Origin of the sequence: Haloechinothrix sp. LS1_15 (assembly GCF_033042135.1) — a bacterium.
Lineage (GTDB): Bacteria > Actinomycetota > Actinomycetes > Mycobacteriales > Pseudonocardiaceae > Haloechinothrix.
Genome location: NZ_WBXM01000014.1, coordinates 17,893 through 37,641 on the forward strand (window position 1 = coordinate 17,893; position 19,749 = coordinate 37,641).

Genomic DNA, 19,749 nt, shown 5'->3' on the forward strand with positions numbered 1-19,749 from the left:
TGACCTCCATAAACCGGTGGGACGATACTCACAGTTGCGGCCTGCGCCTGTTGCGGAGAGCACAACACTCACGGACGTCGGGGCTGTAAGCCCCCGAGGAGCAACTCGGCCAGCGCACTGAAGGCCTCCGCGTCGCTGACCCCGGTGCGTTCGCCGATCAAACCGGTCTGGATCCCCTCGATGAGCACGGCGACCATCTCGGCGAGCAGGTTGGCGTGCACCTCGCGGAACACCCCGGCGGAGACCCCCGCGGCGATGAACGTGCGGATACGACCGGCGGCTGCCCTGCTGTTGCGCTCGTACTCGGATCGCGCGGGCTCGAAGGCGGCCACGTCCCGCATAAAGGCGTCCGAGGCCCTGCCGAGCTGCGCTGAGACACCGGCCAGGTAGATCTCGATCATCTCGCGCGCGTCGGTGAGCTCGGCGATATCGCGCTCGATCACCTCGGTGGCACCCGCGAAGAAGTGCCGCACCACGCGCACGGCCAACTGCTCCTTGCTGGGAGCCAGCGCGTACAGGGTCGATTTCGAACAGCTCAGCTCGGCGGCGAGGTCGTCGAGAGTGAACTGCAGGAATCCCTTGGCGAGAAACAGCGACTCCAGGTCGCGCAGCAGCACCTGCTGGCGTCCGGTCATCGGTCGAGGCCACTGTCCCCGAGGCGCCCAGGAGGCGGCGCGCACATCGGAGCCGGTGGGGCTGTCGGGGGTCTCGGGAAGGTCGGCCATGGAACCACGGTAGAACAGTACTACTAATCGCTCTCTAGTACTATCATGAGTACTATCCGGCGGCACGTCAGCCGGAACGACGAGGGAGGCTCCATGCCCGCCGATCGCGTGCTACCCACCACCGAAGCTGCCGATCTGATAGCGCTGGCCAGGGAGATCGCCCGCGAGGAGCTGGCACCCGTCGCGGGTGAGTACGAGGCGGCCGCGCGGTTTCCGCGCGAGCAGTTCCGGCTGCTCGGCAAGAGCGGCCTGCTCGGACTGCCCTACCCCGAGCGATGGGGTGGCGGCGACGTGCCCTACGAGGTGTACCTGCAGGTGCTGGAGGAGATCGCCAGCGCCTGGATGTCGGTGGGGGTCGGGCTGTCGGTGCACACCATGTCCTGCTACGCGCTTGCCCATTACGGCACCGACGAGCAACGCGAACGCTGGCTGCCTGAGATGCTGGGCGGTGAGCTACTCGGCGCGTACGCGCTGTCCGAGCCGCACGCTGGTTCGGATGCCGCTGCGCTGTCCACCCGCGCGGTTCCGGACGGTAGCGGCGCCGATGCCGCCTATGTCGTCAACGGCACCAAAGCCTGGATCACCCATGCGGGCGAGGCGGACTACTACACGACGATGGTGCGCACCGGCGAGGAGCGGTCGAAGGGCATCAGCTGCCTGTTGGTCGACGCCGACACCAAGGGCCTGTCGATAGCGCCGCCGGAACAGAAGATGGGTATGTCCGCATCGACCACCGCTCAGCTGGTCTTCGACAGCGCCCGGGTCCCCGCCGACCGGCTGCTCGGCGCCGAGGGCGAGGGCCTGCGGATCGCGCTGGACGCACTGGCATCCGGAAGGCTGGGCATCGCGGCGTGCGCGGTCGGGCTCGCGCAGGCGGCGCTCGACGAGGCGGTGACCTACGCCAAGCAGCGCAGCCAGTTCGGCAAGCCGATCATCGAGCACCAGGGGATGGAGTTCCTGCTGGCCGACATGACCGTGGCGGTGGAGTCCTCCCGTGCGACGTATCTGGACGCCGCCCGCCGCAAGGACGCGGGCAAGCCGTTCGCCACGCAGTCCTCGATCGCCAAACTCGTCGCCACCGATGCCGCCATGAAGGTCACCACCGACGCCGTGCAGGTGCTCGGCGGCGCGGGCTACACGAAGGATTTCCCGGTGGAACGTTACATGCGGGAGGCCAAGGTGCCGCAGATCTTCGAGGGCACCAACCAGGTCCAGCGCATGATCATCGCCAAGGCGCTCCGCGAGGGTTAGGACGGCACACACCGATACCCAGTTGTGTCCTAGTGAGACTTCCCCGCACGCCGACACGATGGCAGAGTGTCAGCCGGTCATATCACCCATAAGTGGATAGCGCGCCCCTGCTGAGGTGGTTCCGATGGAAGACCAGACCGGCACCGTCATCACCTTCGTCGTCTACTTGGCGATCATGCTCGCGATCGGGGTGTGGGTCTACCGGCACACCAATACCCTGTCCGACTTTGTGCTGGGTGGGCGGAAGCTCAACAGCCCGACCGCCGCGTTGTCGGCGAATGCCTCGGATATGAGTTCGTGGCTGCTGATGGGTCTGCCGGGCGCGGCCTACGTGTCCGGGCTGGCCGCAGGCTGGATCGGTGTGGGCCTGGCGGTCGGCCTGTACCTGAGCTGGCTGATTGTGGCGGGCAGGCTGCGCACCTACACCGCCATCACCACTGACGTCGGCACCGGCAAACCGGCCGATGCGCTGACCATCTCGGCGTTCTTCGAGCACCGCTTCGAGGACCGCTCCGGGCTGCTGCGTACCGCCTCGGCGGTGGTCATCATCGTGTTCTACTGCATCTACGTGTCCTCCATGCTGGTGGCGACCGGGGTGCTGTTCGACCAGCTCTTCGGCATCGCCGCCGCGACCGCGATGACCATCGGTGTGCTGGCGATCGTGAGCTACACGTTCCTCGGCGGCTTCCTCGCCGTCAGCTACACCGACGTGTTCCAGGGTCTCCTGATGTGGTTCGCGCTGCTGGTCGTGCCGGTCACCGCGCTGGTCACGCTCGGCGGTCCAGGGTCGACGATCGAGCAGATCAGCGACCAGGCCGCTGGCCTGCTGGGCGCGGCCACCGAAGTGTCCTTCGCCGACGGCGCCTGGACCCAGGTGGGCACCCTGGGTGCCATCGCCGTCATCTCCAGCCTCGCTTGGGGGTTCGGCTACTTCGGTCAGCCACACATCCTGGCCCGCTTCATGGGCATCCGCTCGGCCGACGCCGTTCCCCTGGCGCGGCGGATCAGCGTGACCTGGTCGGCAACCGCCATGGCGTTCGCGGTCGCCGTGGGGCTGGTGGGCATCGCCTACTACGCCGACTCCCCGCTGACAGGCGACGGCGAACAGGAGACGGTGTTCATCGCGCTAACCCAGGACCTGCTGCCCGCGTGGCTGGCCGGGATCCTGCTCGCCGCCATCCTCGCGGCCATCATGAGTACCGCGGACTCGCAACTGCTGGTGGCCTCCTCGGCGCTGACCGAGGACATCTACCGAGCACGGATCGACAAGGCCGCGCCCGCCATGCGTCTGGTGTGGATCGGACGCGGCACCGTCATCGCCGTCGCGGTCGTGGCCTACCTACTCGCGTTGCAGGGCGGCACCGTCCTGGAACTGGTGGCCAACGCCTGGGCCGGATTCGGCGCCTCCTTCGGACCCGTCATCCTGCTCGCCCTGTTCTGGCGCCGATTCAACTGGGCGGGCGCGCTGGCTGGCCTCCTCGGCGGCGCGCTGACGGTACTGATCTGGCCGCGCATCGACACCGAAGGCGGCTGGTTCGACATCGGACTCTACGAGATGGTCCCCGCGGTGATCATATCGTTCGTGCTGGCCTGGCTCGTCAACTTCGCCGGACCCACCCCCTCGGCCACGGTGCGCGAGGACTTCGCCAAGGCCGCTGCGATGGCCAAGCCGAAACGCCGCCGCACCCCGGCCGAAGCCGAACGCGCCGAGGGCTGATCACGTGGTGGCCGGTCGCTCCCGGTAAAGGCGGTCGGCCACCACACCCTCGCCCCGCTCGGGGTCGAAGCGGTACACATCCCTGCCGCCCACGAACACCCGCATCGCGCGGTTGTAGATGTCCAGCGGATCGCCGGACCACAGCACCACGTCGGCGTCGATGCCTGGGCGCAGCGAGCCGACACGGTCGTCGAGGCCGAGCATGGCAGCCGGGTTGGCGGTCAGCGCGCGCAGCGCCGAAGCCGGGTCCAACCCTTCCTTGACCGCCACAATCGCCTGGTACACCAGGAAGTCGATCGGCACTACGGGGTGGTCCGTGGTGATCGCCAGGCGCACCCCGGCACGGTCGAGAATGCCAGCCGCACGCATCGTGCGGTGCCGCACCTCGACCTTGGCCCGGGCGGTGAACAGCGGTCCCAGGATCACTTGCACGTCGCGTTCGGCGAGCAGATCGGCGATGCGGTGGCCTTCCGTGCCGTGGTTGACGATCAGCCGGTAGCCGAACTCGTCGGCGAGACGGATCGCGGTGACGATGTCGTCGGCGCGGTGGGTGTGCTGATCCCACGCCAGTGTGCCGTCCAACACCTTGTTCAACGCCTCGTAGGTGAGGTCGGTGTCGAAGGGCTTGCCCTCGGCGGCGGCGTGATCGCGCCGTGCGGCGTAGTTGCGGGCCTCGGTGAACGCCTCCCGGATCGTCGCGGCGACGCCGAGCCGGGTGGCGGGGGTCTTGTCCTTCTCCCCGTATACCCGCTTCGGGTTCTCGCCAAGCGCGCTCTTCACGCTGACCTGTTCGCGGAACACCAGATCCAGCGCGGTACGACCCCAGGTCTTGACCGCCACGGTTTGCCCGCCGATCGGGTTCGCCGAGCCCGGCTTGATCACCGCGCTGGTCACTCCGCCCGCGAGCGCGTCGTCGAAACCGATCTCGTGCGGGTCGATGCCGTCAACCGCACGGAACCGCGCGCCGTTCGGGTCGGTCTTCTCGTTGGTGTCGTTGCCGGACCAGCCCTCACCGTCCTCGTGTACGCCCAGGTGCGCGTGCGCGTCGACGAAGCCAGGCAGCACCCACTGCCCCCGCGCGTCGATCCGCTCGGCACCGTCCGGAATGTGCACATCGGTCGCCGTGCCGACCGCAGCGATCGTGCTGCCGTCGATCAACACCGTCCCGCTGTCGATGGGGTCCCCATCCACCGGAACCACGTATCCACCAGTGATCGCGATTGTCATGGTTAGCCACGCTAACGAAGTCACGGCGGGAGGGGAAGAGGAATTTCGGCTCGTAGCGGCAGGGCACCACTCGCCAGCCAGAATGCGCAGTCGATGAGCCCTGTCAGGCATGTATGGAATGCTGCCCCCATGAACACCCCACGTGAACATGGTCGGCCGACTGTCGGCGACCGGATCGCCCGGCATCGGCGACGCCGTGGGTTGTCGCAACGCGCGCTCGCGGAGCTGCTCGGGCGGACCGAGGACTGGCTGAGCAAGGTGGAGAACAACCGCATCCCACTCGATCGGCTGTCGGTTATTCAGATGGTCGCGAGCGCTCTGGGTGTCACCCTCGGCGACCTGCTGGATGATGTATCGCTGACGGGCCAGTCTCGACAGGCCCGCCCACACGTGTCGCACTCCCATTGAGCCGTCTCGCGCTCGCGTACCGACATACCGGCAGCTCTTCCCTACACCATCGACCGGGCAACCACCGCAGCTGCCGGACGAGTTGCATGTCCGAGTCTGCGCGGTGTGGGATGCCTACCAGGATGCCCGCTTCGGCTTCGTCACGGCTGCCGTTCCTGGGCTCATCGCGGATCTGGTGCACGCGACAGACCAGCACGGAGGCACAAGCGAGGTGCGGTGCCAGCGGCTGCTGGCGATGACCTATCAGGTGTGCACCACGGTTCTCACCAAGCGCGGCGCAGCGGAGCTGGCATGTGTGACCGCTCGACGCGGTTATGATCTGGCCGAGCAAGCCGAGGAGCGTATTGTGCTCGCATCGTTGAGTCGCTCGGTGAGCCATGCGCTGCTCGCGGCCGGTCGATGCGACGATGCGCTCGGCGTAATCAGCGACGCCGCTGAGCGGCTCGGCCAACCGGCCAGCTCATCAAGCCCCACGTACGTCTCGGTGTACGGAACGATGTGTCTCACCGGGTCAATGGCGGCGGCCCGCGCGCGCGACCGCACTTACACGAAAGAGCTGCTCCGAGAAGCACGTGCGGCCGCCCAGCGCATCGGAACTGACGCAAACCTGCTGTGGACTGCGTTCGGACCGACCAACGTGGCGGTACATGCGGTCTCGACAGCCATGGAGCTGGGCGATGCCCAGCAGGCACTGGAACTCGGGACGCAGGTCGATGCCAAGGGTCTACCGACCGAGCGACGTGCACGGCACGATATCGAGCTAGCGCGGGCACACAGCGCGATCGGCGACCGCGATACGGCGGTCCAGCACCTGCTCGCAGCCGAGCATGCCGCACCGGAACAGGTTCGGAGCCACCCGCTGAGTCGACAACTGGCGCGTACCTGGGTTCATCGCACCCGTAACCGCCCGGACGAAAGTCTGAACAGTCTGGCGACTCGACTGGGCGTGGGATGATCCGAATACGCTGAACCGATGCCTGACGATCGCCCTCCTGTAGCTACGCCCCGTGTCGCGGCGGGCATTGTCCTCACCGACACGAGCGGTCACGTGCTGATGCTACGGACGGCCTACAAGGACTTCTGGGACATACCGGGCGGCTACGTCGAGTCAGGTGAATCTCCTCGGTCGGCCGCGGCGCGCGAGGTCCGCGAGGAGCTCGGGTTCGACGTTCGCATCGGCAGGTTGCTCGCTGTCGATTGGGCCCCATCGGAGTCCGAGGGCGACAAGCTGCTGTTCGTGTTCGAAGGACAGCGACTCGACCCGGATGCCGATTTCACCTTCGCTGATGGTGAGATCGCGGAAGCCCGCTACGTGTCGGTCGATGAGCTCGCCGACTACACGATCGACCGCCTCGCCCGGCGACTGCGCGCAGTCATGAGCGATCCGGCAGCGGCCTACTTGGAGAACGGCAGGCCAGTAGAAGCTCCGCCCCAGTAGCACCCGCGACTTCCGTTCGGCTCCTCCGCAGACCTCGGACGGTTGTACCGAAGTCGTCGCCGGATCCGTGTGTCGACTGGTGGTCGAGTAACCAGCGTTCGCAGAGAGTGGCGGCGCCTCTGAAGCGCTGGGTACCCACCCAACGCACGGCCGTGACAGGCAGCGATAGGGCCGCGCGGACACCACATACGTCTAGGCCCACACGCCGCAGCCACAACACGCCACCGACGACCCCGCTCACCAGGCCCCGGCCATCCGCCTGGCTGGGTACGATCTCCCCCATGCGCGGAGTCGCACGCACCAACCTCCCCGCCAATCTCTCCAGATCACGTAACTAGATCGAACGGATCAGCTCGTCGGCTGCCGCGGATACTCGCTCGTGGTCTCCTGTGGCCAGCAGATCCAGCAGGAGCCCGCGGAGTGCGGCGAGTATCAGGGTGGGGTTGGCGCTCGACCCCTCGAGCGCCGAGATCAGCCGGGGCAGCCATTCCGCGACGCTGGTCGCAGCGAATCCGTGCCACGGTCCATCGGTGGCGTGCAGGGAGCGCGCGAAACCCTCGAAGAAGAACTTCTCGATGTTGTGATGGGCCGGATCGGCCAGCCACTCCCAGAGCGCGCGCACGGCGGCAGCTGGTTCGGCGTCCTCCGCGAGCGCCTGGTCGATCACGCGGACCTGCTCGCGGCGGGCGTGACGATGCACCTCCCGCACCAACCCGTCCTTCGAACCGAAGAAGTACAGCAGCACCCGCGGGCTGGAACCGACGGCGGCCGCGAGCGGGCGCAACGAGACCTCGGACAGCCCGTGCTCTGCTGAGTACCGCAGCAACTCGTCCAGCAGCTCCGCGCGCCGCGCACCCTCTGGATCACCGCGACGAGCGTCGCCAACGGCCATGGTGGGTCCTTCCGTGCTAACGTATGTGAAACAAGTGTTTCACAACGCGAGGGAGGGCGCCATGGCCACCGCGCCCCCGCACGAGGACGTGACGATCAGGACCGGACCCCGCCCCGGCGACCTCGGCACAGTGCTACACATGCACGGTGAGATCTACGCGCGCGAATACGGCTTCACCGAAGAATTCGAAGCCCATGTCGCCCACGGTCTCGCCCGGTTCGCCGCGCGCCTCGGCGCCGCGCGGGAGGATCCCGGACTCGACGATCCCGGATGCCTATGGCTCGCCAAGTCCAAGGGGGTGACAGTCGGCACGATCGCCCTCACCAACGAGGGGGCGGGTACCGCACAACTACGATGGTTCCTCGTCGCCCCCGCCGCGCGCGGCGGCCTCGGCCACCAGCTCCTCGACACCACTATCGCCCACGCCCGCCAATGCGACTACCACCGGATTACACTGTGGACTGTGGACGGGCTTGATGCCGCGGCCTCGCTGTACACCCGCGCGGGCTTCACCCGCTCCGAACACCGACCTGTGCACCAGTGGGGCCGCGACCTCGTCGAAGCCCGATGGGAGCTCCAGCTCAGGGCATGATCGCTAGCTGTCGAAGGGCCTGTCGTCGGTGACGAGCGCGGAACCGATGGCACCACGAAACGAGCCGAGCGGATGCTCCGCGACCGCGACACCGAATACGCTCACGTAGTCGTGCGTACCCGGCGGCGTTTCGTAGTCTCCGGTGTACAGGTAGGCCGTCCCGTCGTGGACGAGCACCGTCGGGTCCGACGTGTACACATCGGTGATGATCGGATCACCGACCAGGACAAGAGCTCCGGTCGACACGCCATGGTCAGGATCGTAGCCAGGGACCTCGTCGATCATCTCCTCCGAAACGGGGCTGTTCCAGCGCGCTACGCGCTTTCTCACACTCGCGTGCGCCGTCGCCAGCCCACTCCCTCGTGCCAGCTTTCGATCACCAAGTTGTCGGCTGTGGCTCCCACGGAGGTCAGCACCACCTCCGTGATGTCGATGGCGAAGGACACGCCTTCGCCTCCCTCGCTACCTGGCTCGCCGTCTACGGCGATCACCGTCCCGGAGACCTTCGCGTCACCACCCCACGCGCTCGGATCGTCCCTGAGCGGCTCCTCCACCGTGGGGCAGTGCAGCGCGATCCGGGGATCCCGCCGCACGTCGGCCAGCTTCACCGAGCCCGGCATCATGCCGAGCATCAGCTCGCCGTCGCGAAACTCCGCCTCGGTCCCGCTGATCCGCGGTGAACCGTCGCGGCGCAGCGTGGCCAGCGTCTTGTTCTCTCCGGTATCGAATCGCTGCCGCACGCGCGCAGCGAACTCCGGCACGTCGGACTCGATCTCTGCCCATGACACCATGGCCCATTCCTAACAGCGAGCACCGACAGCGCCGCCACGATTGTCGGTGCCCGGGCATACCCTGCGGGACACACGCGCACGACGGAGGGAAACCAGCCATGACCGAACCACAGACCACCACCCAGCAGCCCATCACCGGCGAACGCGCCGACCTGCTCGAAGCGCTGGACAAGCATCGCGGGTTCCTCCGCTACACCGTCGACGGACTCACAGACGAACAGGCCCGCTTACGCACCACCGTCAGCGAGCTCTGCCTCGGCGGCATCATCAAGCACGTGTCCGCCGTCGAGCGGCAGTGGATCGACTTCATCCAGCACGGGCCCCCAGACATCGACTTCTCCGACGAGGCCGTGATGCAGCGGTGGGCGGACAACTTCCGCATGCTCGACGGCGAGAAGCTGGCAGGGCTGCTCGCGGAGTACGAACGTGTGGCCGCGTGCACCGCCGAGCTCATCCGGACACTGCCGGACCTCAACGCCAGCCAACCGCTGCCGGAGGTCCCGTGGTTCGAACCGGGAGCGCGGTGGTCGGCGCGCCGGGTGCTGCTACACATCCTCGCCGAGACGGCGCAGCACGCCGGGCACGCCGACATCATCCGCGAATCCCTGGACGGGGCGAAAACCATGGGTTAGCCCCGCCGCCTGCGTCAGGCTCCCGCACCCGCCGGGGAGTCCGCCTGCCCGGCAGCCTCGGCCATCCGATGCTCGGCGATCCGGTCTGCCGCACTCGCCGGGGGCAACGACTCCCGCTCAGCCAGCTCCATCACCTGCCTGGTGGTGTCGAAGATCTGATCGGCACGTGCCTTGGCTCGCTCGAAGCTGTAACCGTGCAGCTCGTCAGCCACGTTGATCACGCCACCCGCGTTGACCAGGTAGTCCGGCGCGTACAGGACACCCCTGTGGTGCAGGTCGAACGCCAGCTCGTCGCGGGCGAGCTGGTTGTTGGCCGCACCGCATACCACCCGCGCCCGCAGCGCCGGGATGCTGTCCGCGTTGAGCACCCCGCCCAGCGCGCAGGGGGCGAAGATGTCGAGCTCGGTACGGATCAGCTCGTCCTCGTCGCCTGCCACCTCGACCTCCGGGTGGGCGGTGCGTGCCTTGTCGATCGCCTCCTGACGCACGTCGGTGATCACCACCGACGCGCCCGCGTCGACCACGTGGTCCAGCAGCAGGTGCCCGACCTTGCCGACACCGGAGATACCGACCCGCTTGCCAGTCAGCGAGGTGCTGCCCCACTCGTGTTCGGCGCAGGCGAGCATCCCCCGGAACACCCCGTGCGCGGTGAGTACCGAGGGGTCACCACCGCCGCCGAGGGCGGGTGACTTCCCCGTCACGTGGCGGGTCACCCCGGCGATGATGTCCATATCCGGCACCGTGGTTCCCATGTCACAGGCGGTGATGTAGCGCCCGCCGAGCGAGTCGATGTAGCGCGCGTAGGCGCGCAGCAGCGCGTCGGACTTGTCGGTGGTGGGATCGCCGATGATCACGGCCTTGCCCCCGCCGTGCGGGATGTTGGCGAGCGCGTTCTTGTAAGCCATCCCGCGCGACAGGTTGAGCACGTCGGTGATCGCGGCGTCCTCGCTGTCGTAGGGATAGAACCGCGTGCCGCCCAACCCTGGCCCCAAGGCCGTGGAATAGAGGCCGACGATCGCCTTCAGCCCGGTGCGCGCGTCGTGGCAGAAGACAACCTGCTCGTGGCCGGTTTCTCGTTCGAATACCCCGAGGGTCATGGTGGTGACTCCTTCATCCGGTGGCCCACCGCTTGTGGCGGCTTGGCCGTTCGTGATGTGTGTCTCCCCATCATCGCGCGAGCGACCCACTCGACGCTCGGGTGTATGCCATTGGGTTATTCGCCGGATCATCTGTGCTGATTACCGGGCGCACGTCGGCTGCTGCGGCTAACCTGGCGGGCATGGCTTCATCTGTGCTTCCCGATCCGGACACGCCGTTCGGCACACGTGTACGCGAGCGCCTCCGTGACGACAGCGTGATCTGGTTCACCGCCGTCGGCAAGGACGGCACCCCGCAACCCAACCCGGTGTGGTTCCTGTGGGAGAACGGCACCCTGCTGGTGTACAACGCCCCGGACGCGTACCGGCTCACCCACATCCAGCACCGGCCGCAGGTGTCGCTGCACTTCAACAGCGACGCCTCCGGCGGCGACATCGTGGTCCTGCGGGGCAATGCCCGCCGCGTGGACGACCTGCCACCGCCCCACCAGCACCAGGACTACCTGGCGAAGTACCGCGAGGGCATGATCGAGGTCAGCGGGGACGTCGAGACCTTCGGCAGGCAGTTCCCCACCGCACTGCGCGTCGACCTCACCCGCGTGCGCGGCTTCCTGGAGTAATCGCCCGGTTCGCCCATCGACACGGCACCCCCGCTGCGGGCACGCTAAGAAAGGTGCACCCCACCGCAGGCGCGCGGCTACGGCAGCGACGACCAGGGCGCGGCCGGTGGCTCCGCCGCACCCTGGCGGGGGTCGTGCCTGCCCTCGCGGTGCTCGTCGGCACCGCGACCGTGCCCGCGGGCGACTCGGCGGCCGCCCCCAGCACCGCCGTGCTGCCCAACCTGGTCGCCGATCCCGTGACCAGGGTGATCGCCACGACCTACAGCGATGATGCCGGGACACGTGCCCTGCTGCGCTACGACGGGTTCGTCCACAACCAAGGTCCGGGCACACTGGAGATCCGTGGGTCGTCGCGCAAAGGTGACGAGATGACCGAGGTGCGCCAGCGAGTGTACGACTCCACTGGCGGCTCGCAGGACCGACTGAACAGCCCCGCACCGAGGATGCTGTACGAGACAGCCGACGGTCACCACCACTGGCACCTGCACAGCGCGGCGAGCTTTGCGCTCTGGGATGCCGACCGTTCCACCGAGATCGTCCCCTCGCAGAAGGTCGGCTTCTGCCTGGTCGATTCCGAACGGGTCGGTTCCGGCCCAGACGAGCCCCGGTACACGGTGTCCGGCTCGAACTTCTGCGAGCAGCACACCCCGGAGGCCTCGACGGTCATCATGGGGGTCTCGCCTGGCTGGCGCGACGTCTATCATCGCTGGCTGGCGTTCCAGTGGGTCGACGTCTCCGATGTGCCGCCCGGGGAGTACTCGCTGCGCTCGGACGTCGACCCGGACGGTGTGATCATCGAAGGCGACGGAGACAACCCGCCCGCCTTCCGCGACACGGTGGTGCCCGGCTACGTGGCTCGTTCCTTCACCACCGAGGTTCCGTGGCTCCGGCCGTCACCGATTACCCTGCGTGCCGAGGACTTCGGAGACGTGGACGAGCCGGAGTTCCGCATCGACGAACCACCCGAACACGGCACGCTCCTCGCTCCGGCCGATACGTGGCTGGGTGCGGACACCGTCGTGTACGTTCCCCCTCCGCTGCACTCCGGTGACGACAGCTTCCGGTTCTCCGCCAGGGAGCGCGGCTCCGAGTTCCTCACGGATCCACCCAGCGCCACAGCCAGGATCGGTGTAGGCTCGCCGCCCGCGCCGATCGAGCACGGCCCGGCAACGACCGACGACGCAGTCCGGGACGAGGCAGCGGCCCACGTGCCGCGCCCGGCTCCCGACGTGTCGCGGCCGTTGCCGGAGCCGGACGGCGAGGTCATCGCCGAACCGCAGGTCGAGCTCCGGCACGGCGACCTTCTGGTCCGCACCATCCCGTGGCGCGCTGGAACGGTCACGTTGACGCTTCACGACGGTGCGAGCTCCCACGTGTCGTGCGAGGCCGCCCTGCCTGCCGCGCGCCCTTACACCTGCCTGCTCGACAGTGGGCTCACCGAGCCGGACCTGCGGGGTACGCGGGTGAGGGCGATGCTGCACGCCGACGGCCAGCTACTCGGTAGCCGCGAGATCGCCGTAGAGTGACCCACCCCTCACCCGCCGGCGTTCACCGGCGTCAGTGCTTCCTCGCCGTCGAGCACAGCGGCCACGTTGTCCACCGCGAGCGTGCCCATGCGGTCACGGGTGGCACGGCCCGCGCTGGCGATGTGCGGCGTAAGGACCACGTTGTCGAACTCCAGCAGCCGGGGGTCGACGTTCGGCTCGTCCTCGAACACGTCCAGCGCGGCGCCACCGATCTCGCCCGCCCGCAACGCCGCGACCAGCGCTTCGGTGTCGACCACGCCACCCCGCGCGGTGTTGATCAGCAGCGCGTCGCGTTTCATCGCGCGCAGCCCCTCCGCGGCGATCAAGTGACGGGTGTCCTCGGTCAGCGGCACGTGCAGCGTGACGATGTCCGCCAGTCGCAGCAGCGTGGGCAGGTCGGTGTAGCTCACACCGCTGCCGTCCTCGCCCGAGGTCGGCAGGCTCGGGCTGTGCGCGAGCACGTCCATGTCGAACGCCAGCGCGCGCCGCGCGACCGCCTTGCCGATCCTGCCGTAGCCGACGACGCCGAGGGTGCAGCCCGCTGAGACATCGGTGCCCACGAACATCCGCGGGCCCCAGATCCACGAGGTGCCCGCCCGCAGGAAACGGTCCCCTTCCGTCACCCTACGGGACAGCCCGAGCAGCAGCGCCATCGTCAGGTCGGCCGTCGCGGCATCGAGCACGCCGGGGGTGTTGCTGACCACCACCCCACGTTCCTTGGCCGCTGCGGTGTCCACATTGTCGTATCCGACCGCGACGTTGGCGACGACACGCAGGTCCGAACCGGCCGCGTCGAGCAGCTCGGCATCGATCTGCTCGGTGAGGGTGCACACGACCGCCGAGGCGCCGCGCGCGGCCTCCAGCAGCCAGCTCCGGTCCGGCGGCTGCTCCCCGCCCACTACCAGCTCGCGTCCCAGTTCGCCTGCGGCCTGCATCGCCGCATCGGTCAGTTGCCGCGTGATGAGGATATGCCCGTTACTCACGCGGGGCAGATTACCGACGGACGCACCGCGCCCGAGCGCGGGTCACGGTGCCAGCCGTTCGATGCGCCACTCGCCGTCGCGGCGCACGTACCGCAGCCGGTCGTGCATCCGGTTCTCCCTGCCCTGCCAGAACTCCACCGTCTCCGGCCGGATACGCCAGCCGCCCCAATGCGGCGGGGGCGGGATTTCCTCGGTGTCGGCGAACCGGCGCTCGATCACCTGCAGCGCGCTTTCCAGGGTCCGGCGGTCGGGCACCACGCCGGACTGTGGCGACGCCCACGCGCCGAGCTGCGAGCCGCGCGGCCGCGAGGCCCAGTACTCCGCGGTCTCGGCCGGCCCGACCTTCTCCACCTCACCGCGCAGGTTCACCTGACGGTGCAGCGCGTACCAGGGAAAGGTCACAGAGGCATAGCGCACGTCGATGATGTGGTGGCTCTTGGCCGAGGTGTAGTTGGTGTAGAACGAAATACCCCGCTCGTCGAGCCCCTTGCACAGCACCGTCCTCGAGTGAGGCATGCCGTTGTCGTCGGCGGTGGCCAGCACCATGGCGTTGGGTTCGGCGATGCCCGCCGTGACGGCGTCGTCCAACCAGCGCTGGAGCTGCTCCGTCCAGGTCCCGGCGAGATCACCGACGTCGAGCGACGCCCCCTCGTAGGACACCCGCATCCCGGGCAGCGTTACCCCGGTCTCGCTCTGCTCGGTCGCGAACTCGGCCATGTCGGGCACCCTCCAGCACGAAGACGGACATGAACGACGGTAGAGCCTGTACCGCACACGGGGAAGAGCCCGATCGAGCCCCGATGAGCAGCCCCGTTGCTGTGCGGGTTGCCGCACTCTACGCAACGATGTTCGATGAAGGAATCGGTTGATCGGGCGACGTGACCGATCACACGGCGCCATCGATTGCCCAAGAACTCCCCGACCAGGCAAGCTGACCGGGCTAACACAGGGTGGCGGGACTTTCCACCGCGCGAGCGACCGCAGGCCACCACAACAGGTGCACGGTGAGGAGCCGCAATGACACAGGCGCGCAACGAGCAGGATCCCGACGACGGCTTCCGGCCGGGCCTGGAGGGCGTGGTCGCGTTCCGTACCGAGATCGCCGAGCCCGACCGCGACGGTGGGGCGCTGCGGTACCGCGGCGTGGACATCGAGGACCTCGCCGGGACGGTCAGCTTCGGAGACGTCTGGGCGTTGCTCGTGGACGGTCGTTTCGGGAAGGGCCTGACCCCCGCCGAACCGCTGTCGATCCCGGTCCGCTCCGGTGACGTGCGCGTCGACGTGCAAGCGGCGCTGCCGATGCTCGCACCCGCATGGGGCTTCGAGCCGATCCTGGACATCAGCCGCGAGCAGGCCCGCGAACAGCTCGCCAGGGCGGCGGTGATGGCACTGTCCTACGTGGCACAGTCCGCGCGCGGCGACGAGCTTCCAGCAGTTCCGCAGTCGCGAGTGGACCAAGCGGCTACGATCACCGAGCGGTTCATGACGCGTTGGCGGGGCGAGCCCGACCCGGCACACGTCAAGGCCATCGACGCCTACTGGGCTTCTGCGGCGGAACACGGCCTCAACGCGTCCACGTTCACCGCGCGGGTCATCGCCTCCACCGGCGCCGATGTGGCTGCTGCGCTGTCCGGCGCGATCGGCGCCATGTCGGGGCCGCTGCACGGCGGGGCGCCCGCCAGGGTGCTGCCGATGGTCGAGGAGGTGGAACGCACCGGTGACGCGCGCGCCGTGGTGCGCGACATCCTGGACCGCAAGGACCGGCTGATGGGATTCGGGCACCGCGTGTACCGGGCCGAGGACCCCCGCGCCCGGGTGCTGCGACGCACCGCGCGCGAGCTCGGCGCGCCGCGCTACGAGGCCGCCGAGGCGTTGGAGAAGGCCGCGCTGGCTGAGCTGCGGGAACGCAGGCCCGATCGCGCCATCGAGACCAACGTGGAGTTCTGGGCCGCCGTGGTACTGGATTTCGCCCAGGTACCGACGGCGATGATGCCCGCGATGTTCACCTGCGCCCGCACCGCGGGTTGGTGCGCGCACATCCTGGAGCAGCAGCAGACCGGCAGGCTGGTGCGGCCGTCGGCCCGCTACGTCGGGCCCGCGCCGCGTAAGCCGGAGGACGTCGAGGGCTGGGAGTCGGTCACCGCGCCGTAACCGACCGGTGGCCGCAGCTCGGTGTCCACCGGTCGGGGGACACCCGATTCCACCGGTCCGTCGTACCGCACGGGGTGCCGCGAGCCCCATGCTGGGGGTATGAACGCGATCCGGGTACGCGGACTGCACAAGTCCTACGATGAAGTCACCGCCGTCGACGGGGTGAACCTGGACATCGCCCACGGCGAGGTGTTCGCCCTGCTCGGTCCGAACGGGGCAGGCAAGTCGACGACGGTGGAGATCCTGGAAGGCCACCGCAGGAGATCCGCAGGCGAAGCGACCGTGCTTGGCGAGGACCCCGGCTCGGCAGGCAGGCGCTGGCGCTCGCGGATCGGCATCGTGTTGCAGACCGGCGGCAACGCCGCCGAGGACGCCGCTGTGCTGACCGTGGAGGAAAGCGTCCGGCACTACGCGGGCTACTACCCGCGCAGCCACGAACCCGGCGAGGTCATCGAGCGGGTCGGGCTCGCCGCCAAGGCACGCACCAGGGTGAAACACCTCTCCGGCGGGCAGCGTCGCAGGCTCGATGTGGCGCTCGGCATTGTCGGCAGGCCCGAGCTGCTGTTCCTCGACGAACCCACCACGGGGTTCGACCCCGAGGCGCGACGCCGGTTCTGGGAGCTGATCTCGTCACTGGCCGCCTACGGCACCACGATCGTGCTCACCACCCATTACCTGGACGAGGCCGAGGCGCTGGCCGACCGGGTCGGGGTGATCACCAAGGGCCGGATCGTTGCCGAGGGCAGCCCGGACACGCTCGGCGGCCGCGCGTCGGCGACGGCCACGGTGCGGTGGCACGACGAGGAGGGCCCGCACGCGGTGCCGACCGACACGCCAACCGCGCTGATCAGCGAGCTGGCGACGACCCGGGGCGAGTTAGCAGGGCTGACCGTCACCCGCCCGTCGCTGGAAGACATCTACCTGGAACTCATCGGGGAGCCCTCATGACACGATCCGACGTCACCGCTCAAGTCGGGCAGGACAGCCAGGGCGAACGGCGCGCGCAGGCGGCCGCGGCCCCGCTGCCCGGCGCGCTCGCCATCGGGCTCCGTCGTGGTGTCGTGGAACTCAAACAGTTCTTCCGCCAGGCCGAGTTCGTGGTCTTCACCTTCTCGCTGCCTGCGATCATCCTGATCCTGCTCGGCTCTACCTTCGGCGACACCGACCCGGCCGCCGGGGTCAACGTCAGCCAGATCCTCACCGCCAGCATGATCGCCGCCGGTTTCATCTCGACCTCGTTCATCAGCATGGGAGTCGGCGTGGCGCTGGACCGCCAGGCAGGCACGCTGAAGCGGCTGCGAGGCACACCGATGCCCGCCACCTCGTACTTCATCGGCAAGGCCGTGCTCGTCGCCGTCGCCAGCGTCGCCCAGGTGACCCTGCTGCTGGTGGTGGGCACCGTGCTGTTCGACCTCACGCTGCCCACCGAACCCGCCCAGTGGCTCACCTTCACCTGGGTGTTCCTGCTCGGGATCGGCTCGTGCACGCTCCTGGGGATCGCGGCCAGCGCCATCGCCCGCGGGGCCAACGCCGCGGCCGCGGCCACGAACCTGATCTACCTCACGCTCAACTTCACCTCGGGGGTGTTCATCACCATCTCCGCGCTGCCCGACGCGATGGTCACAGCCTCCTCGATCTTCCCGGTCAAATGGATCGCCCAGGGCATGCGTTCGGTGTTCCTACCGGAGGAGGCGGCGGCAGCGGAGCTGGCTGGACAATGGGAACTCGGCACGGCTGCCCTGGTGATCGGGGCGTGGCTGTTGGTGGGCCTGCTACTGGCGCGATGGACGTTCCGATGGACCAACGAACCGGGGTAACCGAACCCTCGGCGCCGGAGGCCGTCGAGCGCGAGTGGCTCGGCGCATCCGGCACCGAGCTGGACCGCACGTTCCTGTGGTTGTGGGAGGCCTTCTACGGGCTCGTCGCCCTGGCCACGGTGGCCACCCTGTTCCTCGATCCGGCCGGCCGCTACACCGAGGCGGCACTGGCCACACTGCTGCTGGCCGTCCTGGGGTGCTGGTACTGGTTCCTCGGGCACCGGCTGGCCGTAGCTGGCGAGAGCAACTCCCGCCGGGTGGCGCTGTACCTGGCGGTGGCCGCCGCCCTGCTGTTCATGGCGACGCTGATCCATCCGAAGGCGGCGTGGGCCATGGCCTTGCTCATCCCGCAGGGGTTCATGCTGCTCACCCTGGCGTACGCGGTGCCGCTGACGATCGTCGTGGTGTTCATCCCGGCCATCGTCATCATCACCTCCGGGGCGAACCTGGAGACCGCACTGCGGGAAGCCGGGCCCGGCGTCGCCGTGTTCGGGGTGCTGTCGGTGTTGATCGGCTACTGCATGGACCGGGTGATCAAGCAGAGCGACCGGCAGGCCGAGCTGATCGACCGGCTGGCGGCGAGCAGGACCGAGGTGGCGGAGCTGTCCCGCGAGGCGGGTACGGCCGCCGAGCGGGAACGGCTGGCTCGCGAGATCCACGACACCCTCGCCCAGGGCTTCACCAGCATGATCACGCTGGTGCAGGCCGCCGAGTCCCGACTGGCCGACGATCCCGCCGCGGCACGCAGGCACCTGGACAGCGCCGCCCGCACCGGGCGGGAGAACCTGGACGAGGCGCGTGCCATGGTAGCCGCGCTGACGCCTGCCGGGCTGCGGAACGGCTCCCTCGCCGACGCGGTCCGTCGGGAGGTGGACAGGCTCGCCGAGGACACCGGCATCGAGACGTGCTGCGAGATCGACGACAGCCTTCCCCGGTTGGATACCGCCACCGAGGTCGTGCTGCTGCGTGCCGCGCAGGAAGCGCTCGCCAACGTGCGTAGGCACTCCGGTGCGTCGTCGGCGACGGTGGCGTTGCGCGACAGCGGCGCCGGGGTGATGCTGTCGATCAGCGACGACGGCGTGGGCTTTCCCGACGGGCAGCTCGACGAGGGGTACGGCTTGCGTGGCATGCGCGGCAGGGTGGCACAGGTGGGTGGCACGATCAGCACGCGAGGCGAGCCGGGATCGGGCGTCACGGTGGAGGTGGAGGTGCCGGCATGAGCGATACACCGATCCGGCTGGTGCTGGCCGATGATCACCCGGTGGTGCGGGAAGGGCTGCGGGGCATGCTCGAGACCCAGCCGGATCTTGCCGTGGTCGCCGAGGCAGGATCCGGCGAGGAGGCGCTCGCCGCCTGCCGCGCACATCGCCCGGATGTGGTGCTGATGGATCTGCGGATGCCGGGCATGGACGGGGTCGCGGCCACCGAGCTGCTGCTCGCCGAGCGGCCGCCGCCCCGCGTGGTGGTGCTGACGACCTACGAGACCGATACCGACATCCTGCGCGCGGTGGAGGCCGGGGCGGCCGGTTACCTGCTCAAGGACATCGCCCGCGCTGACCTCGCCGAGTCGATCAGGTCGGCGGCCCGCGGCGAGACGGTGCTGGCGCCCTCGGTGGCAGGCAAGCTGGCCGAGCGGTTGCACCGGGGACGCGGGCATGCCCAGCCTGCACTGTCCGATCGGGAAGTCGCGGTGCTGCGGCTGGTGGCACAGGGTAAGACGAACGCCGAGATCGGCAGTGAGCTGCACATCAGCGAGGCCACCGTGAAGACCCACTTGCTGCGCACCTTCGCCAAGCTGGACACCTCCGACCGGACGGCGGCGGTGACCACGGCGATGGCGCTGGGACTGCTGTAGCCGGAGCCGGTTGCGGCCCGAACCGGT

The 19,749-nt window shown here is 68.7% G+C and carries 22 protein-coding genes; 14 read left to right on the forward strand and 8 right to left on the reverse strand.

The features are described 5' to 3' along the window. Window positions 1-68: 68 nt before the first annotated feature. The gene (locus F8178_RS17975) at window positions 69-635 is read right to left on the reverse strand and encodes a TetR/AcrR family transcriptional regulator (protein WP_317496105.1); all 567 of its coding nucleotides are present in this window, start codon (window positions 633-635) and stop codon (window positions 69-71) included. A gap of 183 nt (window positions 636-818) precedes the next feature. On the opposite strand from F8178_RS17975, the gene F8178_RS17980 reads away from it, so the two are divergent. After that, window positions 819-1,976, forward strand: a complete 1,158-nt coding sequence (locus tag F8178_RS17980; protein WP_317496007.1) for an acyl-CoA dehydrogenase family protein — start codon at window positions 819-821, stop codon at window positions 1,974-1,976. Window positions 1,977-2,100: 124 nt separating this feature from the next. Then, entirely contained in the window at window positions 2,101-3,693 is a 1,593-nt protein-coding gene (putP, locus tag F8178_RS17985) for a sodium/proline symporter PutP (protein WP_317496008.1), read from the forward strand. Here putP and F8178_RS17990 read toward each other — a convergent pair whose 3' ends face one another. Continuing rightward, window positions 3,694-4,920, reverse strand: coding sequence for an amidohydrolase (locus F8178_RS17990; RefSeq protein WP_317496009.1), 1,227 nt, complete (start codon window positions 4,918-4,920; stop codon window positions 3,694-3,696). A 129-nt stretch (window positions 4,921-5,049) separates the two neighbouring features. On the opposite strand from F8178_RS17990, the gene F8178_RS17995 reads away from it, so the two are divergent. The 3 genes from F8178_RS17995 to F8178_RS18005 all read left to right on the forward strand — a co-directional run bounded on the left by F8178_RS17995 (window position 5,050) and on the right by F8178_RS18005 (window position 6,766). Then, the gene (locus F8178_RS17995; RefSeq protein WP_317496010.1) at window positions 5,050-5,328 is read left to right on the forward strand and encodes a helix-turn-helix transcriptional regulator; all 279 of its coding nucleotides are present in this window, start codon (window positions 5,050-5,052) and stop codon (window positions 5,326-5,328) included. Window positions 5,329-5,563: 235 nt separating this feature from the next. Continuing rightward, window positions 5,564-6,283, forward strand: coding sequence for a hypothetical protein (locus F8178_RS18000; protein WP_317496011.1), 720 nt, complete (start codon window positions 5,564-5,566; stop codon window positions 6,281-6,283). An 18-nt stretch (window positions 6,284-6,301) separates the two neighbouring features. Beyond that, the gene (locus tag F8178_RS18005; RefSeq protein ID WP_317496012.1) at window positions 6,302-6,766 is read left to right on the forward strand and encodes an NUDIX hydrolase; all 465 of its coding nucleotides are present in this window, start codon (window positions 6,302-6,304) and stop codon (window positions 6,764-6,766) included. 334 nt (window positions 6,767-7,100) lie between these two features. Here F8178_RS18005 and F8178_RS18010 read toward each other — a convergent pair whose 3' ends face one another. Continuing rightward, window positions 7,101-7,658 (reverse strand): TetR/AcrR family transcriptional regulator, encoded by a 558-nt coding sequence (locus F8178_RS18010; RefSeq protein ID WP_317496013.1) that lies wholly within the window; start codon window positions 7,656-7,658, stop codon window positions 7,101-7,103. Window positions 7,659-7,719: 61 nt separating this feature from the next. Between F8178_RS18010 and F8178_RS18015 the strand changes: the two genes are divergently transcribed. Beyond that, window positions 7,720-8,250 (forward strand): GNAT family N-acetyltransferase, encoded by a 531-nt coding sequence (locus F8178_RS18015; protein WP_317496014.1) that lies wholly within the window; start codon window positions 7,720-7,722, stop codon window positions 8,248-8,250. Window positions 8,251-8,253: 3 nt separating this feature from the next. Here the strand turns inward: F8178_RS18015 and F8178_RS18020 are convergent, their stop codons facing one another. Together F8178_RS18020 and F8178_RS18025 are read right to left on the reverse strand one after the other, a co-directional pair. Further along, complete coding sequence (locus F8178_RS18020) at window positions 8,254-8,535, reverse strand: hypothetical protein (protein ID WP_317496015.1); 282 nt, start codon at window positions 8,533-8,535, stop codon at window positions 8,254-8,256. Between the two features lie 41 nt (window positions 8,536-8,576). Beyond that, on the reverse strand, window positions 8,577-9,041 hold the full coding sequence (locus tag F8178_RS18025) for a pyridoxamine 5-phosphate oxidase (RefSeq protein ID WP_317496016.1): 465 nt from the start codon (window positions 9,039-9,041) through the stop codon (window positions 8,577-8,579). A gap of 98 nt (window positions 9,042-9,139) precedes the next feature. Here F8178_RS18025 and F8178_RS18030 point away from each other — a divergent pair, with 98 nt between their 5' ends. After that, window positions 9,140-9,673, forward strand: a complete 534-nt coding sequence (locus tag F8178_RS18030) for a DinB family protein (RefSeq protein ID WP_317496017.1) — start codon at window positions 9,140-9,142, stop codon at window positions 9,671-9,673. A gap of 14 nt (window positions 9,674-9,687) precedes the next feature. On the opposite strand, the gene F8178_RS18035 is transcribed toward F8178_RS18030, so the two are convergent. After that, entirely contained in the window at window positions 9,688-10,770 is a 1,083-nt protein-coding gene (locus F8178_RS18035; protein ID WP_317496018.1) for a Glu/Leu/Phe/Val dehydrogenase dimerization domain-containing protein, read from the reverse strand. Window positions 10,771-10,952: 182 nt separating this feature from the next. Between F8178_RS18035 and F8178_RS18040 the strand changes: the two genes are divergently transcribed. Next, complete coding sequence (locus tag F8178_RS18040) at window positions 10,953-11,390, forward strand: TIGR03667 family PPOX class F420-dependent oxidoreductase (RefSeq protein ID WP_317496019.1); 438 nt, start codon at window positions 10,953-10,955, stop codon at window positions 11,388-11,390. Window positions 11,391-11,443: 53 nt separating this feature from the next. Next, window positions 11,444-12,916 (forward strand): lysyl oxidase family protein, encoded by a 1,473-nt coding sequence (locus F8178_RS18045; protein WP_317496020.1) that lies wholly within the window; start codon window positions 11,444-11,446, stop codon window positions 12,914-12,916. Between the two features lie 8 nt (window positions 12,917-12,924). Here the strand turns inward: F8178_RS18045 and F8178_RS18050 are convergent, their stop codons facing one another. Together F8178_RS18050 and pdxH are read right to left on the reverse strand one after the other, a co-directional pair. After that, window positions 12,925-13,899 carry a D-glycerate dehydrogenase gene (locus tag F8178_RS18050; RefSeq protein ID WP_317496021.1) on the reverse strand — a complete coding sequence of 325 codons (975 nt, stop codon included), beginning with the start codon at window positions 13,897-13,899 and terminating at the stop codon, window positions 12,925-12,927. A gap of 42 nt (window positions 13,900-13,941) precedes the next feature. Beyond that, entirely contained in the window at window positions 13,942-14,616 is a 675-nt protein-coding gene (pdxH, locus tag F8178_RS18055) for a pyridoxamine 5'-phosphate oxidase (RefSeq protein ID WP_317496022.1), read from the reverse strand. A 300-nt stretch (window positions 14,617-14,916) separates the two neighbouring features. Between pdxH and F8178_RS18060 the strand changes: the two genes are divergently transcribed. The 5 genes from F8178_RS18060 to F8178_RS18080 all read left to right on the forward strand — a co-directional run bounded on the left by F8178_RS18060 (window position 14,917) and on the right by F8178_RS18080 (window position 19,722). Beyond that, window positions 14,917-16,050 (forward strand): citrate synthase 2, encoded by a 1,134-nt coding sequence (locus F8178_RS18060; protein ID WP_317496023.1) that lies wholly within the window; start codon window positions 14,917-14,919, stop codon window positions 16,048-16,050. 99 nt (window positions 16,051-16,149) lie between these two features. Beyond that, window positions 16,150-16,998: an ABC transporter ATP-binding protein gene (locus F8178_RS18065; protein ID WP_317496024.1), complete on the forward strand. Its 849-nt coding sequence runs from the start codon at window positions 16,150-16,152 to the stop codon at window positions 16,996-16,998. Continuing rightward, a complete protein-coding gene (locus F8178_RS18070; protein WP_317496025.1) occupies window positions 16,995-17,867 on the forward strand; it encodes an ABC transporter permease in 873 nt (290 codons plus the stop codon). The genes F8178_RS18065 and F8178_RS18070 overlap by 4 nt, the downstream gene beginning before the upstream one ends. Further along, the gene (locus tag F8178_RS18075; protein WP_317496026.1) at window positions 17,846-19,087 is read left to right on the forward strand and encodes a sensor histidine kinase; all 1,242 of its coding nucleotides are present in this window, start codon (window positions 17,846-17,848) and stop codon (window positions 19,085-19,087) included. Before F8178_RS18070 ends, F8178_RS18075 begins: the two co-directional genes overlap by 22 nt. Continuing rightward, entirely contained in the window at window positions 19,084-19,722 is a 639-nt protein-coding gene (locus F8178_RS18080) for a response regulator transcription factor (protein WP_317496027.1), read from the forward strand. The genes F8178_RS18075 and F8178_RS18080 overlap by 4 nt, the downstream gene beginning before the upstream one ends. The last annotated feature ends 27 nt before the right edge of the window (window positions 19,723-19,749 follow it).

Bases quoted from the DNA above. Each gene is read 5' to 3' on its own strand.
- putP (WP_317496008.1), top strand. From the start codon at position 2,101: ATGGAAGACCAGACCGGCACCGTCATCACCTTCGTCGTCTACTTGGCG.
- F8178_RS18035 (WP_317496018.1), bottom strand. From the start codon at position 10,770: ATGACCCTCGGGGTATTCGAACGAGAAACCGGCCACGAGCAGGTTGTC.
- pdxH (WP_317496022.1), bottom strand. From the start codon at position 14,616: ATGGCCGAGTTCGCGACCGAGCAGAGCGAGACCGGGGTAACGCTGCCC.
- F8178_RS17990 (WP_317496009.1), bottom strand. From the start codon at position 4,920: ATGACAATCGCGATCACTGGTGGATACGTGGTTCCGGTGGATGGGGAC.
- F8178_RS17975 (WP_317496105.1), bottom strand. From the start codon at position 635: ATGACCGGACGCCAGCAGGTGCTGCTGCGCGACCTGGAGTCGCTGTTT.
- F8178_RS18005 (WP_317496012.1), top strand. From the start codon at position 6,302: ATGCCTGACGATCGCCCTCCTGTAGCTACGCCCCGTGTCGCGGCGGGC.
- F8178_RS18070 (WP_317496025.1), top strand. From the start codon at position 16,995: ATGACACGATCCGACGTCACCGCTCAAGTCGGGCAGGACAGCCAGGGC.
- F8178_RS18015 (WP_317496014.1), top strand. From the start codon at position 7,720: ATGGCCACCGCGCCCCCGCACGAGGACGTGACGATCAGGACCGGACCC.
- F8178_RS18060 (WP_317496023.1), top strand. From the start codon at position 14,917: ATGACACAGGCGCGCAACGAGCAGGATCCCGACGACGGCTTCCGGCCG.
- F8178_RS18010 (WP_317496013.1), bottom strand. From the start codon at position 7,658: ATGGCCGTTGGCGACGCTCGTCGCGGTGATCCAGAGGGTGCGCGGCGC.
- F8178_RS18040 (WP_317496019.1), top strand. From the start codon at position 10,953: ATGGCTTCATCTGTGCTTCCCGATCCGGACACGCCGTTCGGCACACGT.
- F8178_RS18000 (WP_317496011.1), top strand. From the start codon at position 5,564: ATGACCTATCAGGTGTGCACCACGGTTCTCACCAAGCGCGGCGCAGCG.
- F8178_RS17980 (WP_317496007.1), top strand. From the start codon at position 819: ATGCCCGCCGATCGCGTGCTACCCACCACCGAAGCTGCCGATCTGATA.
- F8178_RS17995 (WP_317496010.1), top strand. From the start codon at position 5,050: ATGAACACCCCACGTGAACATGGTCGGCCGACTGTCGGCGACCGGATC.
- F8178_RS18030 (WP_317496017.1), top strand. From the start codon at position 9,140: ATGACCGAACCACAGACCACCACCCAGCAGCCCATCACCGGCGAACGC.
- F8178_RS18025 (WP_317496016.1), bottom strand. From the start codon at position 9,041: ATGGTGTCATGGGCAGAGATCGAGTCCGACGTGCCGGAGTTCGCTGCG.
- F8178_RS18080 (WP_317496027.1), top strand. From the start codon at position 19,084: ATGAGCGATACACCGATCCGGCTGGTGCTGGCCGATGATCACCCGGTG.
- F8178_RS18075 (WP_317496026.1), top strand. From the start codon at position 17,846: ATGGACCAACGAACCGGGGTAACCGAACCCTCGGCGCCGGAGGCCGTC.
- F8178_RS18065 (WP_317496024.1), top strand. From the start codon at position 16,150: ATGAACGCGATCCGGGTACGCGGACTGCACAAGTCCTACGATGAAGTC.
- F8178_RS18020 (WP_317496015.1), bottom strand. From the start codon at position 8,535: ATGATCGACGAGGTCCCTGGCTACGATCCTGACCATGGCGTGTCGACC.